The organism is Sphingopyxis sp. sgz302558, assembly GCF_057220455.1.
The window spans coordinates 73582-99844 of sequence record NZ_JBXPUZ010000002.1; the positions used below are offsets into that span (position 1 = coordinate 73582).

At 62.3% G+C, this 26263-nt stretch carries 27 protein-coding genes, 1 tRNA gene and 1 other RNA gene; 11 read left to right on the plus strand and 18 right to left on the minus strand.

Annotation, left to right across the window (positions count from 1 at the left end; all coding sequences use genetic code 11):
- Positions 1-3: 3 nt before the first annotated feature.
- The 7 genes from AC2TC0_RS05650 to AC2TC0_RS05680 form a co-directional block, all read right to left on the minus strand.
- Positions 4-846 carry an AAA family ATPase gene (locus tag AC2TC0_RS05650; RefSeq protein WP_484716545.1) on the minus strand — a complete coding sequence of 281 codons (843 nt, stop codon included), beginning with the start codon at positions 844-846 and terminating at the stop codon, positions 4-6.
- A gap of 82 nt (positions 847-928) precedes the next feature.
- Complete coding sequence (locus AC2TC0_RS05655; RefSeq protein ID WP_484717459.1) at positions 929-1546, minus strand: DUF6975 family protein; 618 nt, start codon at positions 1544-1546, stop codon at positions 929-931.
- A gap of 178 nt (positions 1547-1724) precedes the next feature.
- Positions 1725-2045 (minus strand): PspC domain-containing protein, encoded by a 321-nt coding sequence (locus AC2TC0_RS05660; RefSeq protein ID WP_484716546.1) that lies wholly within the window; start codon positions 2043-2045, stop codon positions 1725-1727.
- Positions 2046-2245: 200 nt separating this feature from the next.
- Positions 2246-4276 carry an RNA polymerase sigma factor RpoD gene (gene rpoD, locus AC2TC0_RS05665; RefSeq protein ID WP_484716547.1) on the minus strand — a complete coding sequence of 677 codons (2031 nt, stop codon included), beginning with the start codon at positions 4274-4276 and terminating at the stop codon, positions 2246-2248.
- Between the two features lie 47 nt (positions 4277-4323).
- Positions 4324-6186 carry a DNA primase gene (gene dnaG / locus AC2TC0_RS05670; protein ID WP_484716548.1) on the minus strand — a complete coding sequence of 621 codons (1863 nt, stop codon included), beginning with the start codon at positions 6184-6186 and terminating at the stop codon, positions 4324-4326.
- A gap of 106 nt (positions 6187-6292) precedes the next feature.
- Positions 6293-6679: an endonuclease domain-containing protein gene (locus tag AC2TC0_RS05675; RefSeq protein WP_484716549.1), complete on the minus strand. Its 387-nt coding sequence runs from the start codon at positions 6677-6679 to the stop codon at positions 6293-6295.
- A 134-nt stretch (positions 6680-6813) separates the two neighbouring features.
- Entirely contained in the window at positions 6814-7266 is a 453-nt protein-coding gene (locus tag AC2TC0_RS05680) for a GatB/YqeY domain-containing protein (protein ID WP_484716550.1), read from the minus strand.
- A gap of 133 nt (positions 7267-7399) precedes the next feature.
- Between AC2TC0_RS05680 and carA the strand changes: the two genes are divergently transcribed.
- Positions 7400-8587 (plus strand): glutamine-hydrolyzing carbamoyl-phosphate synthase small subunit, encoded by a 1188-nt coding sequence (carA, locus tag AC2TC0_RS05685; protein ID WP_484716551.1) that lies wholly within the window; start codon positions 7400-7402, stop codon positions 8585-8587.
- 101 nt (positions 8588-8688) lie between these two features.
- On the opposite strand, the gene AC2TC0_RS05690 is transcribed toward carA, so the two are convergent.
- Together AC2TC0_RS05690 and AC2TC0_RS05695 are read right to left on the minus strand one after the other, a co-directional pair.
- Complete coding sequence (locus AC2TC0_RS05690) at positions 8689-9093, minus strand: PIN domain-containing protein (protein ID WP_484716552.1); 405 nt, start codon at positions 9091-9093, stop codon at positions 8689-8691.
- Positions 9090-9392, minus strand: coding sequence for a FitA-like ribbon-helix-helix domain-containing protein (locus AC2TC0_RS05695; protein WP_484716553.1), 303 nt, complete (start codon positions 9390-9392; stop codon positions 9090-9092). Before AC2TC0_RS05695 ends, AC2TC0_RS05690 begins: the two co-directional genes overlap by 4 nt.
- Before the next feature lie 60 nt (positions 9393-9452).
- Here AC2TC0_RS05695 and carB point away from each other — a divergent pair, with 60 nt between their 5' ends.
- The 3 genes from carB (at position 9453) to AC2TC0_RS05710 (ending at position 13962) form a co-directional block, all read left to right on the plus strand.
- The gene (gene carB, locus AC2TC0_RS05700) at positions 9453-12773 is read left to right on the plus strand and encodes a carbamoyl-phosphate synthase large subunit (RefSeq protein WP_484716554.1); all 3321 of its coding nucleotides are present in this window, start codon (positions 9453-9455) and stop codon (positions 12771-12773) included.
- Positions 12774-12866: 93 nt separating this feature from the next.
- Positions 12867-13343: a transcription elongation factor GreA gene (gene greA, locus AC2TC0_RS05705; protein ID WP_484716555.1), complete on the plus strand. Its 477-nt coding sequence runs from the start codon at positions 12867-12869 to the stop codon at positions 13341-13343.
- 10 nt (positions 13344-13353) lie between these two features.
- The gene (locus AC2TC0_RS05710) at positions 13354-13962 is read left to right on the plus strand and encodes a rhomboid family intramembrane serine protease (RefSeq protein WP_484716556.1); all 609 of its coding nucleotides are present in this window, start codon (positions 13354-13356) and stop codon (positions 13960-13962) included.
- On the opposite strand, the gene AC2TC0_RS05715 is transcribed toward AC2TC0_RS05710, so the two are convergent.
- From AC2TC0_RS05715 to AC2TC0_RS05735, 5 genes are read right to left on the minus strand one after another with little or no spacing between them, the layout of a single operon-like run.
- On the minus strand, positions 13959-14465 hold the full coding sequence (locus AC2TC0_RS05715) for an NUDIX hydrolase (protein ID WP_484717460.1): 507 nt from the start codon (positions 14463-14465) through the stop codon (positions 13959-13961). The two genes, AC2TC0_RS05710 and AC2TC0_RS05715, sit on opposite strands and share 4 nt — an antisense overlap.
- Before the next feature lie 29 nt (positions 14466-14494).
- Positions 14495-15178, minus strand: a complete 684-nt coding sequence (locus AC2TC0_RS05720) for a TPM domain-containing protein (protein WP_484716557.1) — start codon at positions 15176-15178, stop codon at positions 14495-14497.
- Positions 15179-15190: 12 nt separating this feature from the next.
- Positions 15191-15988, minus strand: a complete 798-nt coding sequence (locus tag AC2TC0_RS05725) for a TPM domain-containing protein (RefSeq protein WP_484716558.1) — start codon at positions 15986-15988, stop codon at positions 15191-15193.
- Positions 15985-16488: a TPM domain-containing protein gene (locus AC2TC0_RS05730; RefSeq protein ID WP_484716559.1), complete on the minus strand. Its 504-nt coding sequence runs from the start codon at positions 16486-16488 to the stop codon at positions 15985-15987. The genes AC2TC0_RS05725 and AC2TC0_RS05730 overlap by 4 nt, the downstream gene beginning before the upstream one ends.
- A 1-nt stretch (position 16489) precedes the next feature.
- The gene (locus AC2TC0_RS05735) at positions 16490-17083 is read right to left on the minus strand and encodes a LemA family protein (RefSeq protein WP_484716560.1); all 594 of its coding nucleotides are present in this window, start codon (positions 17081-17083) and stop codon (positions 16490-16492) included.
- 130 nt (positions 17084-17213) lie between these two features.
- Here AC2TC0_RS05735 and mscL point away from each other — a divergent pair, with 130 nt between their 5' ends.
- Together mscL and ssrA are read left to right on the plus strand one after the other, a co-directional pair.
- Entirely contained in the window at positions 17214-17633 is a 420-nt protein-coding gene (gene mscL, locus AC2TC0_RS05740; protein WP_484716561.1) for a large conductance mechanosensitive channel protein MscL, read from the plus strand.
- Between the two features lie 7 nt (positions 17634-17640).
- Positions 17641-17986, plus strand: a transfer-messenger RNA (tmRNA) gene (gene ssrA / locus AC2TC0_RS05745).
- 56 nt (positions 17987-18042) lie between these two features.
- On the opposite strand, the gene AC2TC0_RS05750 is transcribed toward ssrA, so the two are convergent.
- From AC2TC0_RS05750 to AC2TC0_RS05765, 4 genes are all read right to left on the minus strand, one after another.
- Positions 18043-21147, minus strand: a complete 3105-nt coding sequence (locus AC2TC0_RS05750; RefSeq protein ID WP_484716562.1) for an efflux RND transporter permease subunit — start codon at positions 21145-21147, stop codon at positions 18043-18045.
- A complete protein-coding gene (locus AC2TC0_RS05755) occupies positions 21144-22208 on the minus strand; it encodes an efflux RND transporter periplasmic adaptor subunit (protein WP_484716563.1) in 1065 nt (354 codons plus the stop codon). The genes AC2TC0_RS05750 and AC2TC0_RS05755 overlap by 4 nt, the downstream gene beginning before the upstream one ends.
- A 102-nt stretch (positions 22209-22310) precedes the next feature.
- Positions 22311-22386, minus strand: a tRNA-Thr gene (locus AC2TC0_RS05760).
- Between the two features lie 24 nt (positions 22387-22410).
- Positions 22411-23283, minus strand: coding sequence for a hypothetical protein (locus AC2TC0_RS05765; protein ID WP_484716564.1), 873 nt, complete (start codon positions 23281-23283; stop codon positions 22411-22413).
- Positions 23284-23347: 64 nt separating this feature from the next.
- Between AC2TC0_RS05765 and AC2TC0_RS05770 the strand changes: the two genes are divergently transcribed.
- The 5 genes from AC2TC0_RS05770 to AC2TC0_RS05790 all read left to right on the plus strand — a co-directional run bounded on the left by AC2TC0_RS05770 (position 23348) and on the right by AC2TC0_RS05790 (position 26157).
- Positions 23348-23923, plus strand: coding sequence for a NifU family protein (locus AC2TC0_RS05770; protein WP_484717461.1), 576 nt, complete (start codon positions 23348-23350; stop codon positions 23921-23923).
- A 26-nt stretch (positions 23924-23949) separates the two neighbouring features.
- Positions 23950-24543, plus strand: coding sequence for a malonic semialdehyde reductase (locus AC2TC0_RS05775; protein WP_484716565.1), 594 nt, complete (start codon positions 23950-23952; stop codon positions 24541-24543).
- Positions 24544-24548: 5 nt separating this feature from the next.
- Complete coding sequence (gene tsaB, locus AC2TC0_RS05780) at positions 24549-25139, plus strand: tRNA (adenosine(37)-N6)-threonylcarbamoyltransferase complex dimerization subunit type 1 TsaB (RefSeq protein WP_484716566.1); 591 nt, start codon at positions 24549-24551, stop codon at positions 25137-25139.
- Positions 25136-25606, plus strand: a complete 471-nt coding sequence (locus AC2TC0_RS05785) for a GNAT family N-acetyltransferase (protein ID WP_484716567.1) — start codon at positions 25136-25138, stop codon at positions 25604-25606. The genes tsaB and AC2TC0_RS05785 overlap by 4 nt, the downstream gene beginning before the upstream one ends.
- A 116-nt stretch (positions 25607-25722) precedes the next feature.
- Complete coding sequence (locus AC2TC0_RS05790; protein WP_484716568.1) at positions 25723-26157, plus strand: Ros/MucR family transcriptional regulator; 435 nt, start codon at positions 25723-25725, stop codon at positions 26155-26157.
- Positions 26158-26263 lie beyond the last annotated feature (106 nt).

Here is a 26263-nt window from a genome sequence, read left to right on the forward strand (position 1 = left end):
CCGTCAGCTGCCTCGCCGCGCCATGAACGCCAGTTTCTCGAAGAGCATCACGTCCTGCTCATTCTTCAGCAGCGCACCATGGAGCGGCGGGATGGCCTTGGTCGGGTCGCGGTTTTGCAGGACTTCGAGCGGCATATCCTCGGCCAGCAGCAGTTTCAGCCAGTCGAGCAGCTCGGACGTCGAGGGCTTTTTCTTGAGCCCCGGCACATCGCGCACTTCATAGAAGATATCCATGGCGCGGCTGACCAATGTTTTCTGGATGCCGGGGAAGTGCACCTCGATGATCGCGGCCATCGTGTCACGGTCGGGGAATTTGATGTAATGGAAGAAACAGCGGCGCAAGAAGGCGTCGGGCAGTTCCTTTTCATTGTTGCTGGTGATGACAACGATCGGGCGTTCGGCCGCGGCGATATGTTCGCCTGTTTCATAAACGTCGAACGCCATGCGATCGAGTTCCTGGAGCAGGTCGTTCGGAAATTCGATGTCGGCCTTGTCGATCTCGTCGATCAGCAGGACGGGTAGCTGCGGCGAGGTAAAGGCGTCCCACAGCTTGCCGCGCTTGATGTAATTGCGGATGTCGTGAACGCGCTCGTCGCCCAGCTGGCCATCGCGCAGGCGGGCGACCGCGTCATATTCATACAGCCCTTGCTGCGCCTTCGTCGTCGATTTGATGTTCCAGGTGATCAGCGGTGCGCCCATCGCTTTGGCCACTTCTTCCGCCAGCACGGTCTTGCCGGTGCCGGGTTCGCCCTTGACCAGCAGCGGACGGCGCAGCGTCGCGGCGGCGTTGACCGCGACCTTCAGATCGTCGGTGGCGATATAGTCGCTGGTGCCTTCAAAGCGCATCGGGTCGAGCCTTCCCTTGACGTGAACGTAAAGTCAGGTCTGGCATAGCGAGCGGATTTTGGGAGCGCAAGCGGCGGCGCGCTTACCTTCGCGCAAGTTCGCGGGCGGCGAGCAGGTCCCACAGGCCGCGATGCTGCATGACGAGCTGTTGGGCGCCAAAGCCCAGTGCGCGTTCGATGGCGGGGCTGTCGGCGACCTCTCGCGCTAGCCGCGCGGTGGCCACCAGATCGGGCAGCGCGCAGTGCGGGGTTTCGATCTCGATGCGCGCCGCGCTGATGTCCAGCAGCACACGGATGGTGCGCCACTCCAACGTCAGCGCCATCGCTGCGCCCAATGCACAGCCGCGTCGGTCGGATTCGGCAAGCATATCTAGCGCACGGCGCTGGCCAGCGACGGCGGCCTCGCAGCTGGCCTGCCCGCTGGTGCTGGGTACCGGGCCGACGGCGGCGGCGATGCGGCCAAGCAGCGCGCGTTCGGCGGCAAACGCCTCGGCGGCCTGATCGAGCCATTGGCGCGCGCCAGGATCGACCGCCTTGCGTGCGGCATGGTCGACGATGCCGGGATAACGCCCGTGCAGCACGCATAGGAAATGGACAGCGTCGGCCAGGTTGCGCATCGCTGCCCGGCCTTCCGACAATTTGCCCGATTTGACATAAGGATGCGCCCCGGTGCCGTCATTGGCGACCAGCGCGTCGAGCATTTCGGCTACACCGCCCGACTTATCGGCTGGATACAGCTGCACCGGTCCCGTCACCCTTTCCTGTTGGCACGAGCGATAAATCGCCAAGCCAAGGTCAGGGGACTAAAGCAACAGCGTAAATGAGCGGTTTATGACGCGAATATTGTTGCGCTGTTACAATGTACCGTTCCGGGACGCCTCATGCGGCCAGTGGCAGGCGCTCATCGCTGATATCGGCCGGCGCCGCAGCGGGCGCGGCGGCAACCAGCGTGGGCGTTGCAGCCGCCGTGGCCGCTTCATTCTTCGCCGGAAACAGCAGGCGCGATGCGAGCACCACTAGGCCCATCGCTATATAGGCGACGGCTGCATAATGCGGCGCAAAGAACACCGGCGGGACGAACGCGAGTCGCAACCACAGCGGGTTGAATCCGAAATCCTGCCCAATCGCCTCACACACACCGAAAAAGGTGTCGGGACGGTTGAAGGTGTTGCGGTTCACATTTGCTGCCGTGGTCGTCATGGGGAGAGTTTCCTTGCACTGCGGCCGGGTCGGTTCCCGTCCTGTCAGTGATTAAGCAATTGCCGTGCCAAGCTGAACAACGCGTTAAAAACGCTGTGGTTCCGGCAAAAAATGGTGCGGCGCAGCGAAAAAACAAGGGCCAGATGATGGGAATTTTTCCCATCATCTGGCCCGACGCTCAAACGTCAGGATATTCGGCGTTACTGGTCGAGAAACGACCGCATCTTCCGGCTCCGGCTCGGGTGCTTCAGCTTCCTGAGCGCTTTCGCCTCGATCTGGCGGATGCGTTCGCGGGTGACCGAGAACTGCTGGCCGACCTCCTCCAGCGTGTGGTCGGTGTTCATCCCGATGCCGAAGCGCATGCGCAGCACGCGTTCCTCGCGCGGGGTGAGGCTCGCCAGCACGCGGGTGACGGTTTCCTTAAGGTTCGATTGCACCGCGGCGTCGACCGGGATGACCGCGTTGGGATCCTGGATGAAATCGCCCAGATGGCTGTCTTCTTCATCGCCGATCGGCGTTTCAAGGCTGATCGGCTCCTTGGCGATTTTCATCACCTTGCGCACTTTTTCCAGCGGCATCGACAGGCGTTCGGCCATTTCCTCCGGCGTCGGCTCGCGGCCGGTTTCGTGGAGGAACTGGCGGCTGCACCGTACCAGCTTGTTGATCGTTTCGATCATATGCACCGGGATGCGGATGGTGCGCGCCTGGTCGGCGATGCTGCGGGTGATCGCTTGGCGAATCCACCAGGTCGCATAGGTGCTGAACTTGTAACCCCGGCGATATTCGAACTTATCGACCGCCTTCATCAGGCCGATATTGCCTTCTTGAATGAGGTCAAGGAATTGCAGCCCGCGGTTGGTGTATTTTTTGGCGATCGAGATGACGAGGCGCAGATTGGCTTCGACCATTTCCTTCTTGGCGATGCGCGCCTCGCGCTCGCCCTTTTGCACCATGTTGACGACGCGGCGGAATTCGCCGAGCGACATGCCGGCCGCCTGCGCAATGTCGCTGATTTCGCCGCGGATGCGGTCGACCGCATCGGCCTCGTTAGTGGCGAAGGCGATCCATTTCTTGTCGAGGCCCGCCACGCTTTCCAGCCAGCTTTCATCGAGCTCGCGACCGATATAGCGGTCGAGGAAATCCTTGCGCGGCACCTTGTGGCGCTCGGCGAGGCGCAGCATCTGGCCGCCGAGCGCGGTCAGGCGGCGGTTATAGCTGTAGAGCTGGTCGACCAGATATTCGATTTTCGAGCCGTGAAATTGCACGCTTTCAACCAGCGCGGTCAGTTCCTCGCGCAGCCGATGATACTTCTTTTCCTGCGCGGGGGCGAAATCGCCTCCCAATTGCAGTGCGTCGAGCCGCGCCGTCTGCAGCTTTGAAAATTCTTTGAACGCCTTCGTAATCGCGGCAAATTTTTCGAGCGCGTCGGGCTTGAGCAATTCCTCCATCGCGGCGAGGCTGAGGGTATTGTCCTCTTCCTCTTCCTCGAAAGCAGGGCGCGCGCGCCGCTCGGTCATATCCTCTTCGTCGTCGTCGGATTTGGTTTCGGGCTCGTCCTCAACCTCATCTTCATCCTTGAACGAAGGGCCGGCGGTTTTCTCGCTAATCTCGCCGTCGTCGTCGCCTTCGTCATCGTCGGTCAGATTTTCGGGTGCCGGATCTTTGGACAGCATAGCTTCCAGATCGACGATCTCGCGCAGTTGCATGTCGCCATTGTTCAGCGCGTTCGACCATTCGATGATCGCGTTGAAGGTCAGCGGGCTTTCGCACAGCCCCAGGATCATGGTGTCGCGGCCCGCCTCGATGCGTTTGGCAATGGCGATCTCGCCCTCGCGGCTGAGCAATTCAACCGCGCCCATTTCGCGCAGGTACATGCGCACCGGGTCGTCGGTGCGGTCGACCGTTTCCTTCTTCTTTTCAACCGCGGGCGCAGACAGCGAACCCGTATCGGTGGTCAGGTCGACATCATCGTCGGCCTCCTGCTCGGCCTCTTCCTGCACATCCTCGTCGCTTTCGACGATATTCACGCCCATGTCGGAAATGGCCGACATGATATCTTCTATCTGCTCCGAGGACATCTGGTCTTGCGGCAGCGCTTCATTGAGCTCGTCATAGGTGATGTAGCCACGCTTCTTCGCGCGCGCGATCAGCTTTTTGATGGCCGCTTCATTCAGGTCGATCAGCGGAGCGTCGCCGCCTTCGCCCTTGTCCATATCTTCGTCTTCGGCCATGCCTGTTTCAATCCCCGCAGCAGCCGTCCGGTTCCGGACGGATCACTTTATTGGTTGGCGCTGTCGGACAGGTCCGCCAGCCGCCGGGTTAGGTCGGCGTCGATCGCACGCAAACGCGCCTGTTCGGCCAGACCGTCAGCGTCGAGCGACACCGCAAATTGCTCGGTCGCCCGGGCCAATGCGGCCCGAATTTCGGGCTGGGTTACCAGCACCGCGACAAATTCATCCAGATCGCGCAGCGCCCTTGCCCGCACGGTCCCCGTTTCATCATCCTCGCGGCGATTGAACGAAAAGTGCATTGCGTCGGCCCTGAGCAGCGTCAACGCCCTATTATACACCTTGGTTTCGGCCAATATGGCAAGCAGGCCCTCAGTATCAAGCCCCTGATGCGAAATTGCCGCATCAAGCATGACATCGCGCAGCGCCGCATCGGCGCGGTCGGCGATGGTAAGGCGGGCGAGCGCGTCCTGATGCCGCGCCAGCGCTTGCGGGTAGCGCAGCAATCCGCCCAGCAGTGCGGCGACCAGCGGTGCTGCGGTGCCCACGGCCGCGAGCTCGCGGGTTTCGGGCTGTGCCGGTTGCAGGCGCGGGTCGGGTTGCCAGCGGGATTTCGTGCCGCCGCGCGGTGCGGGCATTGGCGCCGTTCCGCGCGGGCGCGCAAAAAGGGCATCAAGCCGATCGCGAAACGCCTCGCGATAATGGTGGCGTACATCGGCGTCGGCGATGCTGTCAGCATGCGCCAAGAGTCGCGATTTCAGTGCGGCGCGCTCCTCGGGCGTATTTGTCGGTGCGGCGGCCAGTTCGTGTGCCCACAGCCGATCAACCAAAGGTTCAGCGCCTTCGAGCACTGCTTCCATGGCCGTCGCACCGCCGCTTCGGACCAGATCGTCCGGGTCCTGCCCGGCAGGGAGTGTTGCAAAGGCAAGGCTGAAACCGGGCCGGAGCAACGGCAGCGCGCGCATTGCCGCGCGCATCGCCGCCTTCTGTCCTGCCGCATCGCCATCGAAACACAGGACCGGCACCGGCACCATGCGCCATAGCAGGCCCAATTGCGCCTCGGTCAGCGCGGTGCCCAGCGGTGCGACAGCATCGGACAGTCCCGCTTCGGCAAGCGCGATAACATCCATATAGCCTTCGACGACGATAACTCGGCCCGTCTGGCGCGAGGCGGGCGAGGCGCGGTCGAGGTTGTAGAGCGTGCGCCCCTTGTCGAACAACGGTGTGTCAGGGGAGTTGAGATATTTGGGCTCGCCGTCACCGAGAATGCGTCCGCCAAATGCAATCACCCGCCCGCGCGCATCGCGGATGGGGATCATCAGGCGGCCGCGGAACCGGTCATAGGGTTCCTTGTCGTCGACGGCGATCAGCATCCCCGCTTCGACCAGCATCGGCACCGGGAAATCCTTGAGCGCGGCTTTCAGAGCGTTGCGGCTGTCGGGGGCAAGGCCGAAGCCAAAGGCGCGCCGCGTGGTATCGGAAATGCCGCGCTTGGCCAAATAAGCGCGCGCCCCTGCGCCGTCGATGCCGTCTAATTGCGCCGCAAACCATTCCGCCGCCGCCGCCGTCACATCGCGCAGGCTCTTTGCTTCTTCCTGTTTCTTTGCGGCGCGCGGATCGGGAGCGGGCACGTCCATCCCTGCGGTCGCGGCGAGTTCCTTGACCGCATCCATGAATGACAGGCCGCGCTGGTCGGTCATCCAGCGGATGGCATCTCCATGCGCCCCGCAGCCGAAGCAATGGTAGAAACCCTTTTCATCATTGATCGTGAAGCTGGGCGTCTTTTCGTTATGGAAGGGGCAACACGCCTTATGCTCGCGCCCCGCGCGCGTAACCTTGATGCTGCGCCCGATCAGTGTGGACAGCGTCGTGCGCGCGCGCAGTTCGTCCAGCCATTGCGGGGTGAGGGTCATGTTGGGGGGCGCAGTACGGTTGTCGCGGCTACTTGCCCACCGCTAGCCCCTCCCGCAAGCGGGAGGGGGACTTGAGGGCGGAGAACTGCACGATCGGCGGACATCATTAGCCTCTCCCCTCCCGCTTGCGGGAGGGGTCGGGGGTGGGCCCGAGGGCCTCGGCAATCATGTGCAGCACGCCGTCTACATTCTCGGCAATATCTGTGTTTGAAAAGCGCAGAATTCGAAATCCTGCACTGACCAGCCAAGCATCGCGGTTCGCATCTTCCTTTTGACGAAGGTCATGCGACCATCCGTCGGCCTCGACCACCAGTTTTGCCTCGCGGCACAGAAAATCAACGGTGTACGGGCCAAGCGGCATTTGTCGGCTGAACTTCCATCCCGCGCATTGACGCTTGGACAGACCAGCCCAAAGGCGGCGTTCCATTGGGGTTGCTTCGTGCCGCAATTGCCTGGCCCGGGCCGTGTTTCTGGGTTTGAATTTTCCGGGCATCGGTATCAGTCTGCACAGCTTTCGTCAGGTGGCAACGCAATTCACAGGCCCACCCCTAACCCCTCCCGCAAGCGGGAGGGGAACTTTATGGCCTCACCCCGCCAGTGTGGCGTTTGTCTGAAAGACCTTAGGGTTCAGGCTAGCGCTGCCTTCACCCAGCCCGACGCCTTGCTCATGTCCATCACGCTGCCGTGGCGTTCTTTGACGGCGGCCATGACGCGGCCCATGTCCTTTACGCTGGTGGCGCCGAGTTCGGTTACGATGGCGGCGATGGCGGCCTGCGCGTCGGCTTCGCTCAGCTGCGCGGGCAGGAAGCTCTCGATCACGGCGACCTCTGCGGCTTCGATATCGGCCAGTTCCTGCCGCCCGCCCTGTTCATAGAGCGCAATCGATTCGCGGCGCTGTTTGACCATTTTCTGCAGCACGTCGGTGACCACAACATCGTCGTCGCCGGGCGCGGTGGAAACGCGCAGTTCGATATCACGGTCCTTGATCTTTGCCAGCATCAGACGGATGGTGGCAAGGCGTGCCTTGTCGCCGCCTTTCATCGCGGCAATCTGCGCAGCCTTGATGTCGTCGCGAATCATGGCGTTCCCTTCATCTCTCGCGATTTTGGAAAGCAAGTCTCTTAGCTGTAACTTTTCAAAACCGATAGATTGTGAATCATTTTTTTGCGCCCTAATTGGCCGTCCGTTTAACCCGAAGAACGGAACCTCCGCCATGCCGCCAAGCGCCTCTGCAAAAGCCCCCGATGGTGCAACCGGCGTGCTCGTGCTCGCTGATGGCACGGTGGTGTGGGGCCATGGCTATGGCGCGGTCGGTGCGGGCGTGGGCGAAATTTGCTTCAACACCGCGATGACGGGGTATCAGGAGGTGCTGACTGACCCCAGCTATGCCGGGCAAATCATCAGCTTCACCTTTCCGCACATCGGCAATGTCGGCACCAATGCTGACGATGTCGAACGCGATGTCGCCGCGGCTGTTGGCTGCATCACCCGCGAATTGCCGACCGCGCCCAGCAATTTCCGTAGCACGGCGACCCTGCCCGAATGGATGGCGGCGAAGGGCCTGATCGGGCTGGCGGGCATCGACACGCGCGCGCTGACGCGGCGGATCCGCTTGGCGGGCGCGCCCAATGGCGTGATCGCGCACAGCCCTGATGGCAAATTCGACATCGATGAATTGCTGGCGATGGCGCGCGGCTGGCCGGGGCTGGAGGGCATGGACCTCGCCAAGGATGTGACGCGGGGCGGGCAGGGGGACTGGGCCGGGGGCGCGTGGAAACTGGGTTCTGGCTATGGCCAGTCCGAGCATAAGCGCGCCAGCGACGCCGCGCCGCACGTCGTCGCCATCGATTATGGCGCCAAGGACAATATCTTCCGCATGCTGGTAAAGGCCGGCGCGCGGGTAACGGTGCTGCCCGCCACCGCTACGCTGGATGAAGTGCTGGCGCTGGAACCCGCGGGCGTGTTCCTGTCCAACGGCCCCGGCGATCCTGCCGCGACGGGCGATTATGCGGTTCCGGTAATCCGGGGGCTTCTGGAGCGCGACGTGCCGATTTTCGGCATCTGTCTGGGCCACCAGTTGCTTGGCCTCGCGGCGGGGGCAAAGACGGTGAAGATGCACCAGGGCCACCGCGGCGCGAATCATCCGGTCAAGCGTTTGGAAGCTGGTCATGTTTCTGGGGGCACGGTCGAAATTACCAGCATGAACCATGGCTTCGCCGTCGATGCGGCGAGTTTGCCGGGGGGCGTGGTCGAGACGCACCGCAGCCTGTTCGACGGGTCGAACTGCGGGATTGAGGTGGTGGGGAAACGCGCGTTCAGCGTGCAGTACCATCCCGAAGCGAGCCCGGGGCCGCAGGACAGCTTCTATCTGTTCCAACGGTTTGTGGGGGGACTAGGGTGACGGCGTCGACCATGGTGCGCCTTCATCCAACTTCGCCTTGGCCGTTTCATAGTCAAGGCTGCGTGCTCGACAGGCAATCGCTGAGGGCCCGCCGGTGCGCGTTAATCGTCCCACGGATTGACCAGTTGTGCGCCCGTCCACGCAAAGTCGCCGGTATTGCGCGTTGCGAGAGGGATATTGCGCGCTATTGCCTGCGCGGCGAGTTGAATGTCCAACACCTTGCCGCCAACTGTCCGCTGGGCCGCAAGTTGGCCGTAGATATGCGCATCGCGGGCGTCGAATGGTTCGATGCGATCGGCGTAAGTTTCTTCCAAATGGCTGAGCCAATTTTCCAACATCGGCTTGATGGCGCGGCCCGATGGCAGCTCGGAACCGCGGCGGGCTTCGGCTATGACGATGACCGACAAGCGCAGATGTGGCTCGTTTTCCCTGAGCCACGCCATGACGCGCGGCTCACGGTTGCGCTTGGTCATTTCACTCCAGACGTTGGTATCGACGAGGATCATTTGAACCAGTCATGGTCGCGGAAGTTTTCGGCTTCGCGTGGTTCGGGCTCCCAGTCGATTCCCCGGCCAAGCGCCATCAAGCGCTCAATGCGCGCGCGGCTGGCGGCCTTGGGGTCAGCGGGCACGGGCTCGAGATGCTGGAAATTCCGGCCCGCGTCACGCACCCCAGCAGTTGGCTGGTCAGCTTCGATGATCAGTTGGCGCAAATGCTCCTCCATCGAACGGCCGTGCGCCGCCGCCACTTGGCGAAAGCGTTGCTTGGCCCCTTCGGGCAAATTGCGGACAGTCAGACTGTTCACCACAGCCTCCTTCGATTGCTATCAATGCAATCAATGTAATCAATGAAAGCATAATCGTCAATGCCCAAACGCACCGACATTTCCTCCATCCTCGTCATTGGCGCTGGCCCGATTGTTATCGGCCAGGCGTGCGAGTTTGATTATTCGGGGACGCAGGCGATCAAGGCGCTGAAGGAAGAGGGGTACCGGATCATCCTGGTCAACTCCAACCCCGCGACGATCATGACCGATCCCGAACTGGCCGATGCCACTTATGTCGAGCCGATCACGCCCGAAATCGTCGCCAAGATTATCGCCAAGGAGCGCCCTGATGCGGTGCTCCCCACCATGGGCGGGCAGACCGCGCTCAACACCGCGCTCGCTTTGTTCAATGATGGCACGCTGACCAAATATGGCGTCGAGATGATCGGCGCCGATGCCGAAGCCATCGACAAGGCCGAGGATCGGCAGAAATTCCGCGAGGCGATGACCAAGATCGGGCTGGAAAGCGCGCGCTCGGGCATTGCGCACACGCTGGAGGAGGCGTTTGCGGTGCTGGAGCGCACCGGCCTACCCGCGATCATTCGCCCCAGCTTCACCATGGGCGGGACGGGCGGCGGCATTGCCTACAACCGCGAGGAGTTTGAGGCCATCGTGCGCGGCGGGCTGAATGCCTCACCGACGACCGAGGTGCTGATCGAGGAAAGCCTTCTCGGGTGGAAAGAATATGAGATGGAGGTGGTGCGCGACCGCGCCGACAATGCCATCATCATCTGTTCCATCGAAAATGTCGATCCGATGGGGGTGCATACGGGCGACAGCATCACGGTCGCGCCCGCGCTGACGCTGACCGACAAGGAATATCAGATTATGCGCAACGCGAGCATCGCTTGCCTGCGCGAAATTGGCGTCGAAACCGGCGGTTCGAATGTGCAGTTTGCGGTCAACCCCAAGGATGGCCGCCTGATCGTTATCGAAATGAACCCGCGCGTGTCGCGCTCCTCCGCGCTCGCGTCGAAGGCGACGGGCTTTCCGATAGCCAAAGTCGCGGCGAAGCTGGCGGTGGGTTATACGCTCGACGAGATTATGAACGATATCACGGGAGTGACCCCGGCGGCGTTCGAACCGACAATTGACTACGTCGTCACCAAAATCCCGCGCTTTGCGTTTGAAAAGTTCAAGGGGGCCGAGCCGCTTCTGTCCACCGCAATGAAGTCGGTGGGCGAGGTCATGGCGATTGGTCGGACCATCCACGAGAGTTTGCAAAAGGCGCTGCGCGGTCTGGAGACAGGGCTCAGCGGATTCAACTATGTCGACCATCTGGTCGGCGTAGAACATGATGTGATCCGCAGCGAACTGGCGCGGGCAACGCCCGACCGCTTGCTGGTCGCGGCGCAGGCGATCCGCGAGGGGATGAGCCTTGCTGAGATCAACCGCATCGCCGGTTACGACCTGTGGTTCCTCGAACGCATTGCCGAAATTGTCGCGGCGGAAAATGAGGTGCGTGCTGGTGGCCTGCCGCAGGATGCCGAGGGATTGCGCCGCTTGAAGGCCATGGGCTTTTCGGACAAGCGCCTGGCCTACCTTGCGCTCGAAAGCGCCAACGTCCGCCCCGGCATGGAAAGCGCGATGCGGCGCGGGTCGGGCCTCATCCGCGAGGCGATTGTCGCCATGACGGGCGGGATTACCGAAGATGAAGTGCGCGCGCTGCGCCACCGGCTGGGCGTACGACCCGTGTACAAGACTATCGACACCTGCGCGGCGGAGTTCGAGGCGCTGACGCCCTATCTCTACTCCACCTATGAAGCACCGTCGTTCGGCGCGGCGGAATGCGAGGCCAATCCTTCGGCGCGCAAAAAGATCGTCATTCTTGGCGGCGGCCCGAACCGCATCGGGCAGGGGATCGAATTCGACTATTGCTGTTGCCACGCCTGCTTCGCGCTAGCCGAGGTCGGCTTTGAAACCATTATGGTGAACTGCAACCCCGAAACGGTCAGCACCGACTATGATACATCGGACCGGCTCTATTTCGAGCCGTTGACGGTCGAGGACGTGCTCGAAATCTTGCACGTCGAGCAGTCCAAGGGCACGCTGGTTGGGGTGATTGTGCAATTCGGTGGGCAAACGCCGTTGAAGCTGGCGCAGGCGCTGGAAAAGGCTGGCATCCCCATTCTCGGTACCTCGCCCGACGCCATTGACCTGGCTGAAGACCGCGAGCGGTTTGCGGCACTGGTCCGCAAGCTGGGGCTGAAGCAACCCGACAATGGGATTGCGCGCAGCCACGACGAGGCTTTGGCGGTCGCCGCGCGCATCGGTTACCCGGTGCTGACCCGGCCCTCCTATGTGCTTGGCGGGCGCGCCATGGAGATTGTCGACACTCCCGAACAACTGGCGAATTACATAGAAACGGCGGTGCAGGTGTCGGGCGACTCTCCGGTGTTGATCGACCGCTATCTGCGCGACGCGATCGAGGTGGATGTCGATGCGCTGTGCGATGGCCAGGATGTCGTCGTCGCCGGCGTACTTCAGCATATCGAAGAGGCCGGCGTCCATTCGGGCGACAGCGCCTGTTCGATCCCGCCCTACAGCTTGTCGGCCGACATCATCACCGAAATCGAACGCCAGACCGAGCTGCTGGCGCGCGGGCTGAATGTGCGGGGACTCATGAACATCCAGTTTGCGGTGCAGGGATCGGAGGTATACCTGATCGAGGTCAATCCGCGCGCCAGCCGAACCGTACCCTTCGTTGCCAAGGCGGTGGGATCACCGATCGCCAAAATTGCCGCGCGGGTCATGGCCGGAGAGAAGCTTGCCAAACTTCCCCCCATTAAGCGCGATATCGGCCATGTCGCAGTCAAGGAAGCGGTGTTCCCGTTCGCCCGATTCCCTGGCACCGACCCCGTGCTCAGCCCCGAGATGAAATCTACCGGCGAGGTGATGGGCATTGACAGCGATTTCGCGCTGGCTTTTGCCAAGGCGCAACTTGGCGCGGGCGACCGTCTGCCCACCGACGGCCGCCTGTTCGTATCGGTCAAGGATAGCGACAAGGCGCGGATATTGGAACCGGTGCAGCGGCTTGCTGGCTGGGGCTGGAAGATTATCGCGACCGGCGGCACTGCCGCTTTTCTGGCCGACGCCGGGGTCGAGGTCGAAGCCGTCAACAAGGTGGCACAGGGCCGCCCGCATATCGTCGATCGCATTAAGGATGGTGATGTCCAGCTGATCTTCAATACCACCGAGGGGTGGCAGAGCCTGAAAGATTCGCAGTCAATCCGCGCCTCCGCTCTTACAGGCGATATTGCCTATTACACCACTGCAGCGGGCTGCGCGGCGGCGGTGGAGGCCATCGGGGCGCTGCGCTCGCACAGTCTTGAAGTAAAGCCGTTGCAGGACTATTATTAAGTTCAACGCCCTCCCCCGACATTCAGGACAGCGGCGCTGCCGCCCCGGCGATTTTCGCTGGCGGCGGGATATTGACAAAGGAAGAACAGAACAATGGCAAGTGTGGAAAAGGTGCCGATGCTGGCCGAGGGTTATGACAAGCTGCACGCGCAGCTCGCGGCCCTCAAAGCTGAACGGCCCCAGATCGTCGATGCCATCGAAGAAGCACGCGCGCACGGTGACCTTTCGGAAAACGCCGAATATCATGCTGCCAAGGAACGGCAGGGCCAGGTCGAGGCATCAATTGCCGATCTGGAAGACCGGCTTTCACGCGCGCAAATCATCGATCCAACCAGCCTGTCGGGCGACCGCGTCGTGTTTGGTGCAACCGTTACCCTCCTTGACGAGGACGACAAGCCCGTGCGCTATCAGATTGTTGGTCAGGCCGAAGCCGATGCCAAAGCCGGCCGGATCAGCTATAATTCGCCACTGGGCCGGGCGCTGATCGGTCGCCGAGTGGAGGATGAGGTCGAAGTGACGGTGCCCGCGGGCGACAAATATTACCTCGTCAACAAGATCGAATTTATCTGATCCGCCAGCCATGAGCCAGCGCGCGCCGCTCATCAACACGCTGGCGCTGCTGTGCTGCGCGGTGTTTCTGGCCTCGCTTTTGACCGGACGGCTGGCCTGGGCGGCCTATTTCGCCGGGTTCATTCCCGCGCGGCTGAGCGGGGCCGCGCTGGAAGGGGCGCTGCCGGCGTGGTTGACGCCATTGAGCTCGGCTTTCCTGCACGGCGGACTGCTGCACCTGGCCATCAACATGATGATGATGGTATTTTTGGGCCGCCAGCTTGAACCCGCGTTCGGCAAGCGCGGCCTCGCGCTGCTGCTGCTCGTCGGGGCCTATGCCGGGGCGCTTGTGCACTGGATGGTCGATCCGGCGTCGACCACACCGGTGGTTGGTGCCAGCGGGGCCATTTCGGCGCTGGTTGCGGCCTATGCCTTTATCTTCAACCGCGACAATGTGCGGGGAATTGGGCCCTTTCCGCCGGTGGTGGTGCGTGCGGCGTGGCTGGCAGCGGCGTGGATCGGCGTGCAACTGGCAACCGGACTCGCTTTTGGCGGCGGTATTGCGATTTTCAGCCACATTGGGGGTTTTTTGGCGGGACTGGTGCTGACGCGCCCGCTGCTGCGGTGGCGATTTCGTTAGCTTAGCCACGCCCCCGCCAGCAACATGGCAACGCGCACATCCACCGCGCAGCCCTTCGCCCGCTTGGCCGCGACGAATTCGCCTATCCCCGCCAGCGCCACCCGGTGAACGATGATATTCTCACCATGCACCCCGCCACCATCGCCGTTGCGGGTCAGGTCGCGGGCGATGAGCAGCGTGAAACCCTCGCTGACCATACCGGGTGAGCTGTAAAACTCGCCCGCCACTTGCCAGTTTGCGGCGCGGTAGCCGGTTTCCTCCTCCAGCTCGCGTGCGGCAGCGGCCAGCGTCTCTTCGCCCTCGCTATCGTCGCCGACCAGCCCGGCAGGCAGCTCCAGACTCATTTGCCCCAACGGCACGCGATATTGTTCGACCAATATGATATGCCGTCCGTCGGGCGCATCGTCGATGGGCAGGATGACGGCGGCGTGAATGCCGCGTGAGCGTGAGACATACTCCCAGCGCCCCTGCCGCTTCGCGGTAATGAAACGGCCCTGCCACATCACCTCGACAGGTGCGTCGCTATCGTCGATCACAGTTCGATCAGCCGGTCGGGCAGTTCATTGGGGTTTTCGCTACCCTTGGGAAAATGCGCGGCGAGCACGCGGCCCATTTGTGCGACAGCTTCCGCCATACCCACGCCGGCGCGGTCTGCGCGAACATGGTCGAGCAGCGTGGCCATTGCTTCGCCCCACACATCGGGTGCGACCTTTTCCGCAATCGCGGCATCGGCGACGATGTCAGCACGACGCTCACGCAAGCTAAGGTAGAGGAGCACACCGGTCTTGCCGGCCGTGCGCGCTTCTGCCCCGACGCGGAACAGGCTGAGCGCGCGGGCGCGGACGCGGCCTGCCTTGACCGCGCCCGGTGTCAGCGCGAGCCGCAGCGGCAGCCATTGCAGGATCAGCAACGTGCCGAGCCATTTGAGGGTGACGAAGACGGTAATCACCCCCAACCACTGGCCGGGGGTATAGTCATAGGTCCAGCCCCCCAACAGCCGTTCGTACAGCCCCTGATAAAATGCGGGAAACAGCGCGACGGCGCTGATCGCCAGTAGCGCGGCGATGCTGGCCCAGATCAACGGAGTATCGCGGTAAGGATCGGACAGATCGGTGACGATGGTCACAATCTCGCCGCTCGTCTCGGCCTCCGCTGCGGCGACGGCAGTGGTGACGAGCCGATGATCGTCAGCGGACATATGAATGATGCGCGGCATGATGTGTTTCCCCTACCAGCCGCCCGACGCGCCGCCGCCGCCGAAGCTGCCGCCCCCGCCAGAAAAACCGCCTCCGCCAAATCCGCCGCCGCCCCAGCCGCCACTGCTGCGGCCCGATCCCCAGTCGCTGTCACCCCAGATAATCACCGGTGCGCCCCATGGGCTGTTTTTCCGTTTGCGATAACGCTTACCGCCGCTGCGCAGTGCGCGGATGATGGTAATGAAAATAAACAGCGCCACCAACAGCCAGAACAGCGTGAAAAAGGCTATTGCCGCGCCCGACGGCCCGCTTTGCTCGGCCCCGGCAGCGCGCGCCCGCGCCTCTTCGGGCGGCAGCTCAATCTGGGTAATGATGGCATCGACCCCGGCGTTGATGCCCCCGATATAATCGCCCGCCTTGAAGGCCGGGGTGACAGTGTCGCGGATGATGCGCCCGGACAGCGCGTCTGTGAGCACGGGTTCAAGGCCATAGCCAACCTCGATTCGCATCCGCCGCTGGTTGGGCGCGATAAGAAAGACGACGCCGTCGTTTCGCTCCGCTGTGCCAATCCCCCACGCGCGGCTCAACGCAGTGCCATATTCGGCAATGTCGCGGCCATTCAGACCGGTAACGGTGGCGACGACGACCTGTTGCTTGGTGCGCGCCTCGAACGCCTCGAGCTTCGCCGCCAGCGCCGCTTCTTCGGCGGGGGGCAGCAGGTCGGCCTGATCGACCACGCGCCCGCTGAGCGGAGGGAAATCCTGCGCGGCGGCGAGTGGTGCAAATAGCGCCGCTGCCAAAATGAGCGAAAGGGCACGCAACCAGTTCATCGCACGCTCCCCATTTCGGCCTCGATGGCATCGATGCCGAGCAGCAATCCGGCGGCATATTGACCGTCGGCAAAGCGCGGCGTCATCTGCTTAACGATGGCCAACGCCTCATCGTCGGTCAGCAGCGTTTCGGCTCCGCGCCCGGTGGCAATACGCATCTGGCGTTCCCCTTTGGCCAGCAAAACCAAGACGCCATCATCACGCTGCGCATCGCCGATACCCCAGCGATCGCCCAGACAGCGCGCATAACTATCGACGCGGCGGCCATCCAGCGTCGGCACGGTTGCCACCACCAGCTGACGCCCGGTCGCCGCTTCATAATCGACCAGTGCCTGGGTGACCTGGGCTTGCCCGCGCGTATCCAACATGGCCGCGCCATCGGTCAGCCGGCCAAATTGCTCGAGCTGCGGCACGCCTTCGCACGCCACAGATTCCAGCGGCTGGGTTGGCGCGCATGCCGCCAGCAGTGGCACGGCAAGGATCAGCGGCAGCCGCCGCACCTCATTTGGTCCCGAAATCCACCTTGGGGGCGACATTGGCGTTGGGGGTAATCGCCTCGAACGTCTTCATCGGCTCGGCGCCGTGAATGACCTTGGCGCCGATGATGTCGGGGAAGGTGCGGATGGTGGTGTTATAATCCTGCACCGCGCGGTTATAGTCGCCCACCGCCGTAGTGATGCGGTTTTCGGTGCCTTCGAGCTGGGTCATCAGGTCGGCGAAGCGCCCCTGGCTTTGCAATTGGGGATATTGTTCGACCGTGACGAGCAGGCGCGACAGCGCGCTGGACACATTGCCCTGTGCCTGGCGGAAGGCTTCGACCTTGGCAGGGTCGCTGAGTTCGCCGGCGTCGAGCTTGACCTGCGTGGCGGAGGCGCGCGCCTGAATGACGCCTTCCAGTGTGGATTGTTCGATCTGCGCGGCGCCCTTGGCGGTCTCAACCAGATTGGGGATCAGGTCGGCACGCCGCTGATAAGCGGCCTGGACGTCGGCCCATTTGGCTTTGGCGGCCTCTTCTTTGGTGGGCACGCTGTTGATTCCGCACCCGGCGAGCAGGCTGGCAGCGGCGGCGACGACAATCAGGCGGCGAAACGGCATGGCAAGTCACTCCCTCCAATGGCTGCGCTATGCGCGTAATACACATAGGTTGGCACTTGCCTGACTGCAATCGCTAGCGCAGAAAAAGCGAAGCGGCAGATGGAGCCGCAGGCATCGGCGGGGACAGACTATGGTTTCGGATTTCAAAGCGTTTCTGAATCAGGGCAATGTCATGGGCCTGGCCGTTGGCGTGATCATCGGCGGCGCGTTCGGCAAGATTGTATCGTCGCTGACCGACGATGTGCTGATGCCCTTCATTGGCTGGATTACCGGCGGCGGGGTGGATTTCACCAACCAATATCTGGTCTTGGCCGGGCACGAAAAGGTCACAGCAGGCATGACGCTGGCGGCGGCGAAAGCCGCGGGAGCCAATGTACTGGCGCTGGGCAGTTTCGTCACCGCGATCATCAACTTCATCCTGCTGGCCTTCGTCGTATTCCTGCTGGTGCGACAAGCGAACAAGATCATCAACATGCCGCAAGCCGGGCCGACGCAGATCGATCTGCTTGCCGAAATCCGGGATGAATTGCGCAAGAAGCCGGGGACGTAATTGGTCTCCCTTTGCAATCTTAACCCATCGTCCCTATATCCACGGCGCCGGAGCAATCCGGCTATGAGGATAAATGGTGCCGTGAAATAGACGTAATGGACCCGGGGGCGGTACCCGGCGGCTCCACCATAAGCCCGCAAATTGCGGGGTTCTGATGGGGCCGAACTAGGATCGACGTGCGTTCAAAGACGGTGGTTTCTTCCGGGCTGAGTAACCCGTTAAAGGCTCAAAACTCACAAGTGCCAATGACAATGAAGCACTCGCTCTGGCTGCCTAACCAATAAAGCCGCAAGGCCCAAGGTTAAGCAAATAGAGCGCGGTTCGGACCGAACCGGGCAACAGAATCGGATACCAGCGGCTGGGGACGAGCCGGGCAACAGAATCGTCCCACTTTTTCCCATTTGTCACTCTATTCCGCCGGTTGCGGTGCGGTGTTGAGCTGCGCCTCGAGCTTGCGCGTGACCGCCAGCGGCGATCCGGTGTAGCGGGCCAGCTTGGCATAGATGATAGGGATCAGGACCAGCGTAATCAGTGTCGCCAGCGTAACCCCGAACACGATTACCACACCGATCGCCGACCGCGCCGCCGCGCCCGCACCCGAGGCGATCATCAGGGGCACCGCGCCTGCCGCCGTCGCGATCGAGGTCATCAAAATCGGTCGCAGGCGGCGCGTCGCAGCAGCGCGAGTCGCGGCAACAATCTCCATCCCTTCGTCGCGCAGCTGGTTGGCAAATTCGACAATCAAAATGCCGTTTTTCGCCGCGAGCCCCACCAGCATCACGATGCCGATCTGGCTGTAGAGATTGAGCGTCTGCCCCATTAGCGCGAGGCCGAATATCCCTCCGCCGACCGCCAGGGGCACAGTGGTGATGATGGTGAGCGGGTGGACGAAGCTTTCGAACTGCGCTGCCAGAACCAGATAGACCAACACAATGGTGAGCAGGAAGATGACGACGATCGAGCCGCCGGTCTCTTTGAACGCCTGGCTCTCGCCGCGATAGCCCACTGCCAGCACTTCGGGCGATGTGCGCGCGGCATCCTCAAGAAAGGCCAGCGCCTCGCCCATGGTATAACCCTCAGCCAGCGCCCCTGACAGGGTGATAGCGCGCAACTTGTTATAGCGGCCCAGATCGCGCGCACCGGCATATTCGGTGACCGTCACCAGATTGGCCAGTGGAATGGTGTTGCCATCGCGCCCGCGCACCTGAATCGAGGCCAGCGCCTCGGGCGAGGCACGGTCAGCGGCCTCGGCCTGCACGATAACGCGATATTCCTCACCGCGATCAATATAGGTTGTGACGCGGCGCGACCCCAAAAGCGACTGGAGTGCCTCGCTCACCGCACTCACCGACACGCCCAAGTCGCCCGCGCGCACTGTGTCGACCGCGATGCGCAGCTGGGGCTTGGTCTCCTTATAGTCTGCATCGAGGTTGATGATGCCGGGGTTTTCGGCGGCGGCGGCAAGGATGCGGTCGCGCGCGTTCGCAAGCGCTTCATAGCTGTTGCCGGCGATGACGAAGTTCAGCGGCTGCCCACGCCCACGGCTGAGATTATTGCGCGGCGAGGCGTTGCCGCGGAGCGCGGGAACTTGCGAAAAGATGCGATTAACCTGACCGACCACATCTTGCGTGGTTTCGGTGCGTTCTTCCCATGGCTTCAGAAAGACGATGAAGACGCCGCTGTTAAAGTCATCGCTGGGACCAAAGCTGCCGGGGGTGCGCTGGATAATCGAGCGAACGGTGCCTTTTTCGAGCAGCTCCAACATCGGCTTTTGGACATCCAGCATATAGCGGTCCATCGCTTCGAAGCTGGTGCCCTCGGGCGCCGACAGGTTCGCTTGCAAGATACCGACATCCTCCGTCGGCGCGAGTTCATTTTCCAGCGTGGTGAACAGAAATCCGGCGGCACCCAGAAACGCGACGATAGCCAGTATGGATACCAACGGCCGCGCGATGACGCGGTCAAGCATGCGGCCATAGCTTTGCTCTAACCGGCCAAAGCGGTCGTCGACGGCCTGCGCAAAGCGACCGCGCTTTTCCTGTTTCAACAATTTGGAGCACAGCATCGGCGCGAGGCTGAGCGCGATGAAACCGGAAAAAGCGATGGCGGCAATCATCGCGGCGGCGAGTTCGCGGAACAGCAGCCCCGTCTGCCCGGCAAGAAACATCACCGGAACGAACACCGCACACACGACAATGGTGGTCGAAATCACCGCGAACGCCACTTGCCGTGTCCCATTGACGGCGGCCGCGAGCGGCGGTTCGCCCTCCTCAATGCGGTGATAAACATTCTCGAGCACGACAATAGCGTCGTCGACCACCAAACCGATAGCGAGTACCATGGCGAGCAGGGTCAGGAGGTTGATCGAAAAGCCCAAAAGCCACAGCACGGCAAAGGTCGCGAGCAAACAGATGGGTACGGTCACCGCCGGAATGATTGTCGCGCGCAAGCTGCCCAGAAACAGGAAGATGACCAGCACAACCAACACGGCGGCTTCGGCGAGCGTCACCCACACGCTTTCGATGGCGCGACTGATGAACTGCGAATCATCGGAACCCACGACCATGGTCATGCCTTCAGGCAAGGTGGGGCGGATTTCGTCGGCAAGCGCCTTGGCCGCGTCGGCGACCGCCAACGTGTTCGCGCCCGACTGGCGGACGATGCCCATGCCCACCCCGGTGCCGCCGTTCAGGCGAAAGGCCGCATAGGGATTTTCGGGTTCCACCGCGACCCGTGCGACATCGCCGAGCCGCACGAGGTAGCCATCGTTGCCGCGCGCGACGACCAGCTGGGCAAATTGTTCGGGGTCGCCGAACGGCCGGTCAACGCGAATGGTGGCGTTGCGGTCGGGTGCCTCGATGCGCCCGGCGGGCAGCTCGACATTCTGCGAACGCAGCGCGGCTTCAACATCGGCAGGGGTAAGGCCGAGCGCCGCGAGGCGGTTCGGCTGCAACCAGATACGCATGGCTGGACGCGCTTCACCGCCAACAAAAACGCGTGCAACGCCGTCGATAGAGGAAAAGCGGTCGACCAGATTGCGGTCAACATAATCGCTAAGTTCCAGCCGCGACCATCCCGGGCGCGAAACGACCAGAAACAAGATAGGCGACGCGTCGGCATCGACCTTGCGCACCTCCGGCGCAATTACCTCTTCGGGTAGGTCCTGTACGACGCCGCCGACACGATCGCGCACGTCGTTGGCGGCATCGTCGACCGTGCGCCCCGGGGAAAATTCGATTGTAACTTCGGATTGGCCGTCGCGTGAGCGCGAGGTGATCGTCTGGATCCCCTCAATGCCGGCGAGGGCATTTTCCAGCACTTGCGTGACGCGGGTTTCGACCACGCTAGCCGCCGCGCCGGTGTAAACGGTCTGCACCGATACAACCGGAGGTTCGGTGTCAGGATATTCGCGCACCGACAGGCTGAAAAAGCCAACTAGCCCGACCAGCACCAGCAAGATGGCGATAACCGCCGCAAAGACGGGCCGCTTGACCGAGGTGTCGGAGAGAATCACTTTGCCGCTGCCGCATCCTTGGTGGCCGCGCCGCCGTCTGGCGGTGCTGCGCCCTGCACGGCCACCTTCATTCCGTCGGACAATTTGACCACGCCTTCAGTCACAATGCGCGTGCCGGGCGTCAGCCCCTGCAGAATTTCAACCATATTTCCTCGCCGCCCGCCGGTCTGGACCGACAAACGCTTGGCGGCACCGTCGGCGCCAACGGTATAGACAAAGCGCGCCTCGCCTTCGTTTACGACAGCGAGTTCAGGCACAGCGGGCGCGCGGCGCGGCCGCGATTCCAGCACCACGTTCATCAGCATTCCGGGTTTGATGCGTCCGACGGGGTTGGGTAGCAACGCGCGCAGCTTGACCGCGCGGGTCGCCGGATCGAGCACGGGGTCGATGGCGCTGATGCGGCCATTGAAGCGCTGTTCGGGAAAGGCAGCGGCCGTCGCGCTGATCGGCTGGCCGACTGCCAATGCTGCAAGCATCGTTTCGGGGACGGTGAAATCCAGCTTGATGGTGCTGATGTCGCTGATTGTCGCAATGGGGGAACCGCCGGTCACCACCGCACCCACCGAAATCTGGCGCAGCGATGCGACGCCGGAAAAAGGCGCACGGATTACGCGGTCACCGATTGAGGCACGGGCTTCATTGGCTTCGGCGCGCGCGGCGGCGGCGGTGGCGACTTGGGCATCATAGGCGGCCTTGGTTGCAAACCCGCGATCTTTCAGCGCTTCGATGCGTTTCAGCTGCTGCTCGGCCTCACGCGCACGTGCTTGCGCGCTGGACAGCGCCGCCGATTCCTGCCCCTGCGCCAGCTCGGCAATCACCTGTCCGCGCCGTACGATTACGCCGTCGCTGAACCCCAACCGAACGATGCGCTCGGTTACAGGCGCGGTCAGAGTGACCTGTTCATTGGCGGTAGCGGTGCCGACAGCTTCATAGCGGTCGGCGAAATCCTGTATTGCCACAGCCTCGACCTTGACCAATGGCGGCGGACGCTCGCGCTGTTGCTGCGCATCGGCGCAGGCGGCGAGCATCATTAAAGCGAGGGTGGGAAGTATCTGACGCATATGTCCCTTTCACGGCACCGACCAGCAAAGGCAAGTCATTGTGCGCCAGCGAAGGCTAGACGTTTGATCGACGAGGATGGTTCCCATCTGCAGTACGGGAAATGGTGCCGGCAACAGGAATCGAACCCGTGACCCCCTGATTACAAATCAGGTGCTCTACCAGCTGAGCTATACCGGCTTTGGTACCTCGCGCGCCTTTGCCTCAAATGATGCCGAAGGTCCAGCCTTCGGTGCGGGCGAGAGCATCGTCGAGCGGCGCGGGTAACCAGAGCGTAGGATCATGGGCAACGGCCCGCAGCCAGGCGGCCGTAAGCAAGGCGTCAGCGGCATGATCGGTGATGGGACCCAGCAATCTTGCCGGTCGCGATCCCAGCCGGGCCAGCGCCGCATCGAGTGCGGCGCCATCGCGGATTTTGCTGGTGCCGGCGCGCATGCCAGCGGCGCGCGCCGCGACGCTCGTATAGATTTCAACCATCAACGGACCGCGCGGTGGCACCGGGTCCAGCGGCCAGAAGGGCAGGGCACGGTGCAGCCGGTGGAGCAGGCGCATCCCCGCCAGCGATGCCTTGCCCACCTGACCGGCGCCGACCAGGTTGAAATTGCTCCAGCTGGCGGCTTGGCCAGTCGCGCGTTGATGTGCTTCCACCACGCGCAGCCGCCCGACCCCGGTGCCGAAGCAGTCACCAACATCGGCTGCGGCATGGCGAAAGTGGCGCCGCGCTTGCGGATGTGCCAAAAATTGGCCGACGCCCAGATGTAAGTCGGCGGTGCAGATATGTTCTACGGCGGCCCATAAATGCGGCATATCGGGCGGGCTATCGGCCCAGCCCGGGAAATAGGCCCCGGTGTCGCGATGAGCAAATGCAGCCGAAAAATCGAACCCGACCAGCATGTCGGCGCTATCCTCGGCGCGCTCTGCAAGCCAAGCCACGACCTCGCCTCGTGACCATCGATGGCCGGGTCGGACGAGTTGGGGCGCCGCAACGCCGCGCGCGATGGCCAGCGCAATGCCGCCATGACGCTCGCCCTTCGCCCCTGACCAGTCGATCGCTACAAATTGCGCAAATTGCCGCATTGACTAGGTGCATAGCCGCTGCCGCACCCTTGCACAAAGGGCGCGCACAGCCCACATGGCCGACATGCTGATTGAAACCGAATCAACGCCCAATCCGGCGACATTGAAATTCCTGCCCGGTCGGGTGGTGATGGAGATGGGCACACGCGATTTCGCGACGCCCGAAGAGGCGGAGGCCTCGCCGCTGGCAACGGCGCTGTTCATGCTGGGCGATGTGACTGGCGTGTTCTTTGGCCACAGCTTCATCTCGGTCACGGCCGCGCCCGGGGTGAATTGGGCAGATCTGAAGCCTGATGTGCTGAACGTGCTGATGGACCATTTTCTGGCCGATATGCCGCTGTTCAACTCGCCAACGGCAGGCTTCGCTGTGCCGGGCGAAGATGCCGTCATGTCGACGGACGATCCCGCCGACGCCGATATCATCGCCCAGATCAAGGAGCTCATTGAAACGCGCGTCCGCCCGGCGGTCGCCAACGACGGCGGCGACATTATTTATCGCGGGTTCGACAAGGGCAATGTTTACTTGAAGATGCAAGGTGCCTGCGCTGGCTGTCCATCTTCGACCGCCACGCTCAAGAACGGCATCGAATCGCTGCTCAAACATTATGTGCCCGAAGTGACTGCGGTTTACGCCGTTTGATCCCCAATCGGACAGGAGAAATAGCCATGGCCGAACCGCTGAACGCTGCGGCGCTCGATCAATTGTTCCGCACCGCCCGAACATTTAACGGCTATCAGGACCGGCCGGTCAGCACCGAGCAGCTGGAAGCGATTTGGGAGCTTATGAAGTTCGGGCCGACAAGTGCCAATTGCCTGCCCGCGCGCATTATCTGGTGCACCAGTGATGCGGCCAAAGAACGGCTCGCCGCTTGTGCGATGCCCGCAAATGGCGAAAAAATTGTCAAAGCTCCGGCCACCGCCATCATCGGCATGGACATGGCATTTTACGAACATCTGCCCGAATTATTCCCGCACACCGATGCGCGCAGCTGGTTTGTCGGCAATGACGTGCTGATCGAGAAGACCGCGTTCCGCAACAGCAGCCTGCAAGGCGCCTATTTCATCATGGCCGCGCGCGCCCTGGGGCTGGACACTGGGCCGATGTCGGGGTTCAACAATGACGCGGTCGATGCGGCCTTTTTTGCCGATCAGCCCAGCGTGAAGAGCAATTTCATCTCGACGCTGGGTTATGGCGATCCAGCAACGATTTTCGAGCGCAGCCCGCGCCCCGGTTTCGGCCGGTTCAACCGCATCGTTTAACGCTGTTGCGTACGCTGGCCATCGATACGTCGACCGAAGCATGCTCGGTTGCGCTGTTTGTCGGTGACCAGCTGGTTGATGCGGCGCACCGGGAGATTGGGCGCGGTCATGCCGAGCGGCTGGTGTCAATGATTGCCGAGCTCGATGGGGGTGGCAGGGCACAGACGATTCTGGTTGGCTGCGGTCCCGGCAGCTTTACCGGCGTGCGCGTTGGCATTGCCGCCGCACGGGCATTGGCGCTCGGCTGGCAGGGCGAAGTGCGAGGGTTCAACAGTCTGGCGCTGGTAGCAGCGGCGGCTGACGGCGACGCCTTGGTCGTGATGGACGGCGGTCACGGCGAATGGCTGATCCAGCCGTTTGGTCCGGCCGGAGTGCCCCGCGCGGACCATGTTTCGCTTACGCCAGATCAGGCGGAGCAATCCTTTTCCGGCGTTATCATCGGCAATCGCGCCGTCGCCTATGCCGAGCGTTTTGGCGGTGCGCCCGTCACGGCGCTGCCCAATACACGCGACGCGCTGAACATCGCTGCCGGACAGGCAAATTGGCCGCCGCGCCCTGTTTATGCCCGTGCGCCCGACGCCCGTATGCCAGCATGAGCACAGCCTTGAACGTAACGCTGCGCGCCGCCGGACCGGAAGATGCTGGCGCCGTCATGGATGTCATGCACGCGGCGTTCGACCCGTGCTTTGGCGAGGCGTGGACGCAGGCGCAGTTGATGACATTGTTTGCTGTTCCAGGGACACGTCTGACACTGGCTTCGTGTGAGGGCACGGCGGTGGGTTTTCATGCGGCGCGGCTCGCCGGTCCCGAGTCCGAACTATTGTTATTGGGCGTCGTTCCGGCGTTTCGCCGCCAACGGGTCGGTCAATTGTTGCTCGACGATTGGCTAAAATGGGCACGCGCGCACGGAGCGGCTGACTATTTCCTAGAAATGCGGGCCGATAATGACGCGCGCGCACTCTATGTTCGCGCTGGATTTGTGCAATGCGGCCTTCGCCGTGACTATTATCATGGCCTTGACGGGAAAAAACGTGATGCGGTCACCATGCGGTTACAATTCTGACGCAAATAACAGAATATAGACTTGATACTGCACAGCTAAGATGCAATGGCGCAGCAGCATAAAAAGATGTCAGTCAAAATGACATCGGACGGGTCCAATAACAGAGGAATTGCATTATGACCGAACAATCCGAAAGCGCCGAAATGCTGGTAACGCTGACGGCGGACATTGTTGCTGCGCATGTAAGCAACAACAGTGTGGCCATTTCCGATTTGTCATTGCTGATCAACACCGTGCATAGCGCGCTCGGCAATCTGGGCGGTGCGCTGATCCCCGAACCGGAAAAGCTGGTGCCTGCTGTGTCAGTGCGCGCGTCCGTGAAGCCCGACTATATTGTCTGCCTCGAGGATGGTAAGAAGCTAAAGATGCTGCGCCGTCACCTGATGACCGCGTTCGGCATGACCCCCGATGATTACCGCGCGAAATGGGGTCTGCCTGCCGATTATCCGATGGTCGCTCCCAATTATGCCGAGCAGCGCCGGACGCTAGCGAAGCAAATTGGCCTCGGCACCAAGGGCCGCGGTGGCGGGCGCCGGAAGAAAAAGGTCTGACGGCTTTAACAATCAAAAATCAGACAAGGGCGGTACCGCAAGGTGCCGCCCTTGTCGGTTGCAACGCAGCTTCCTATAGAGGTGGCGACAATCCCTTTGTTTGAAA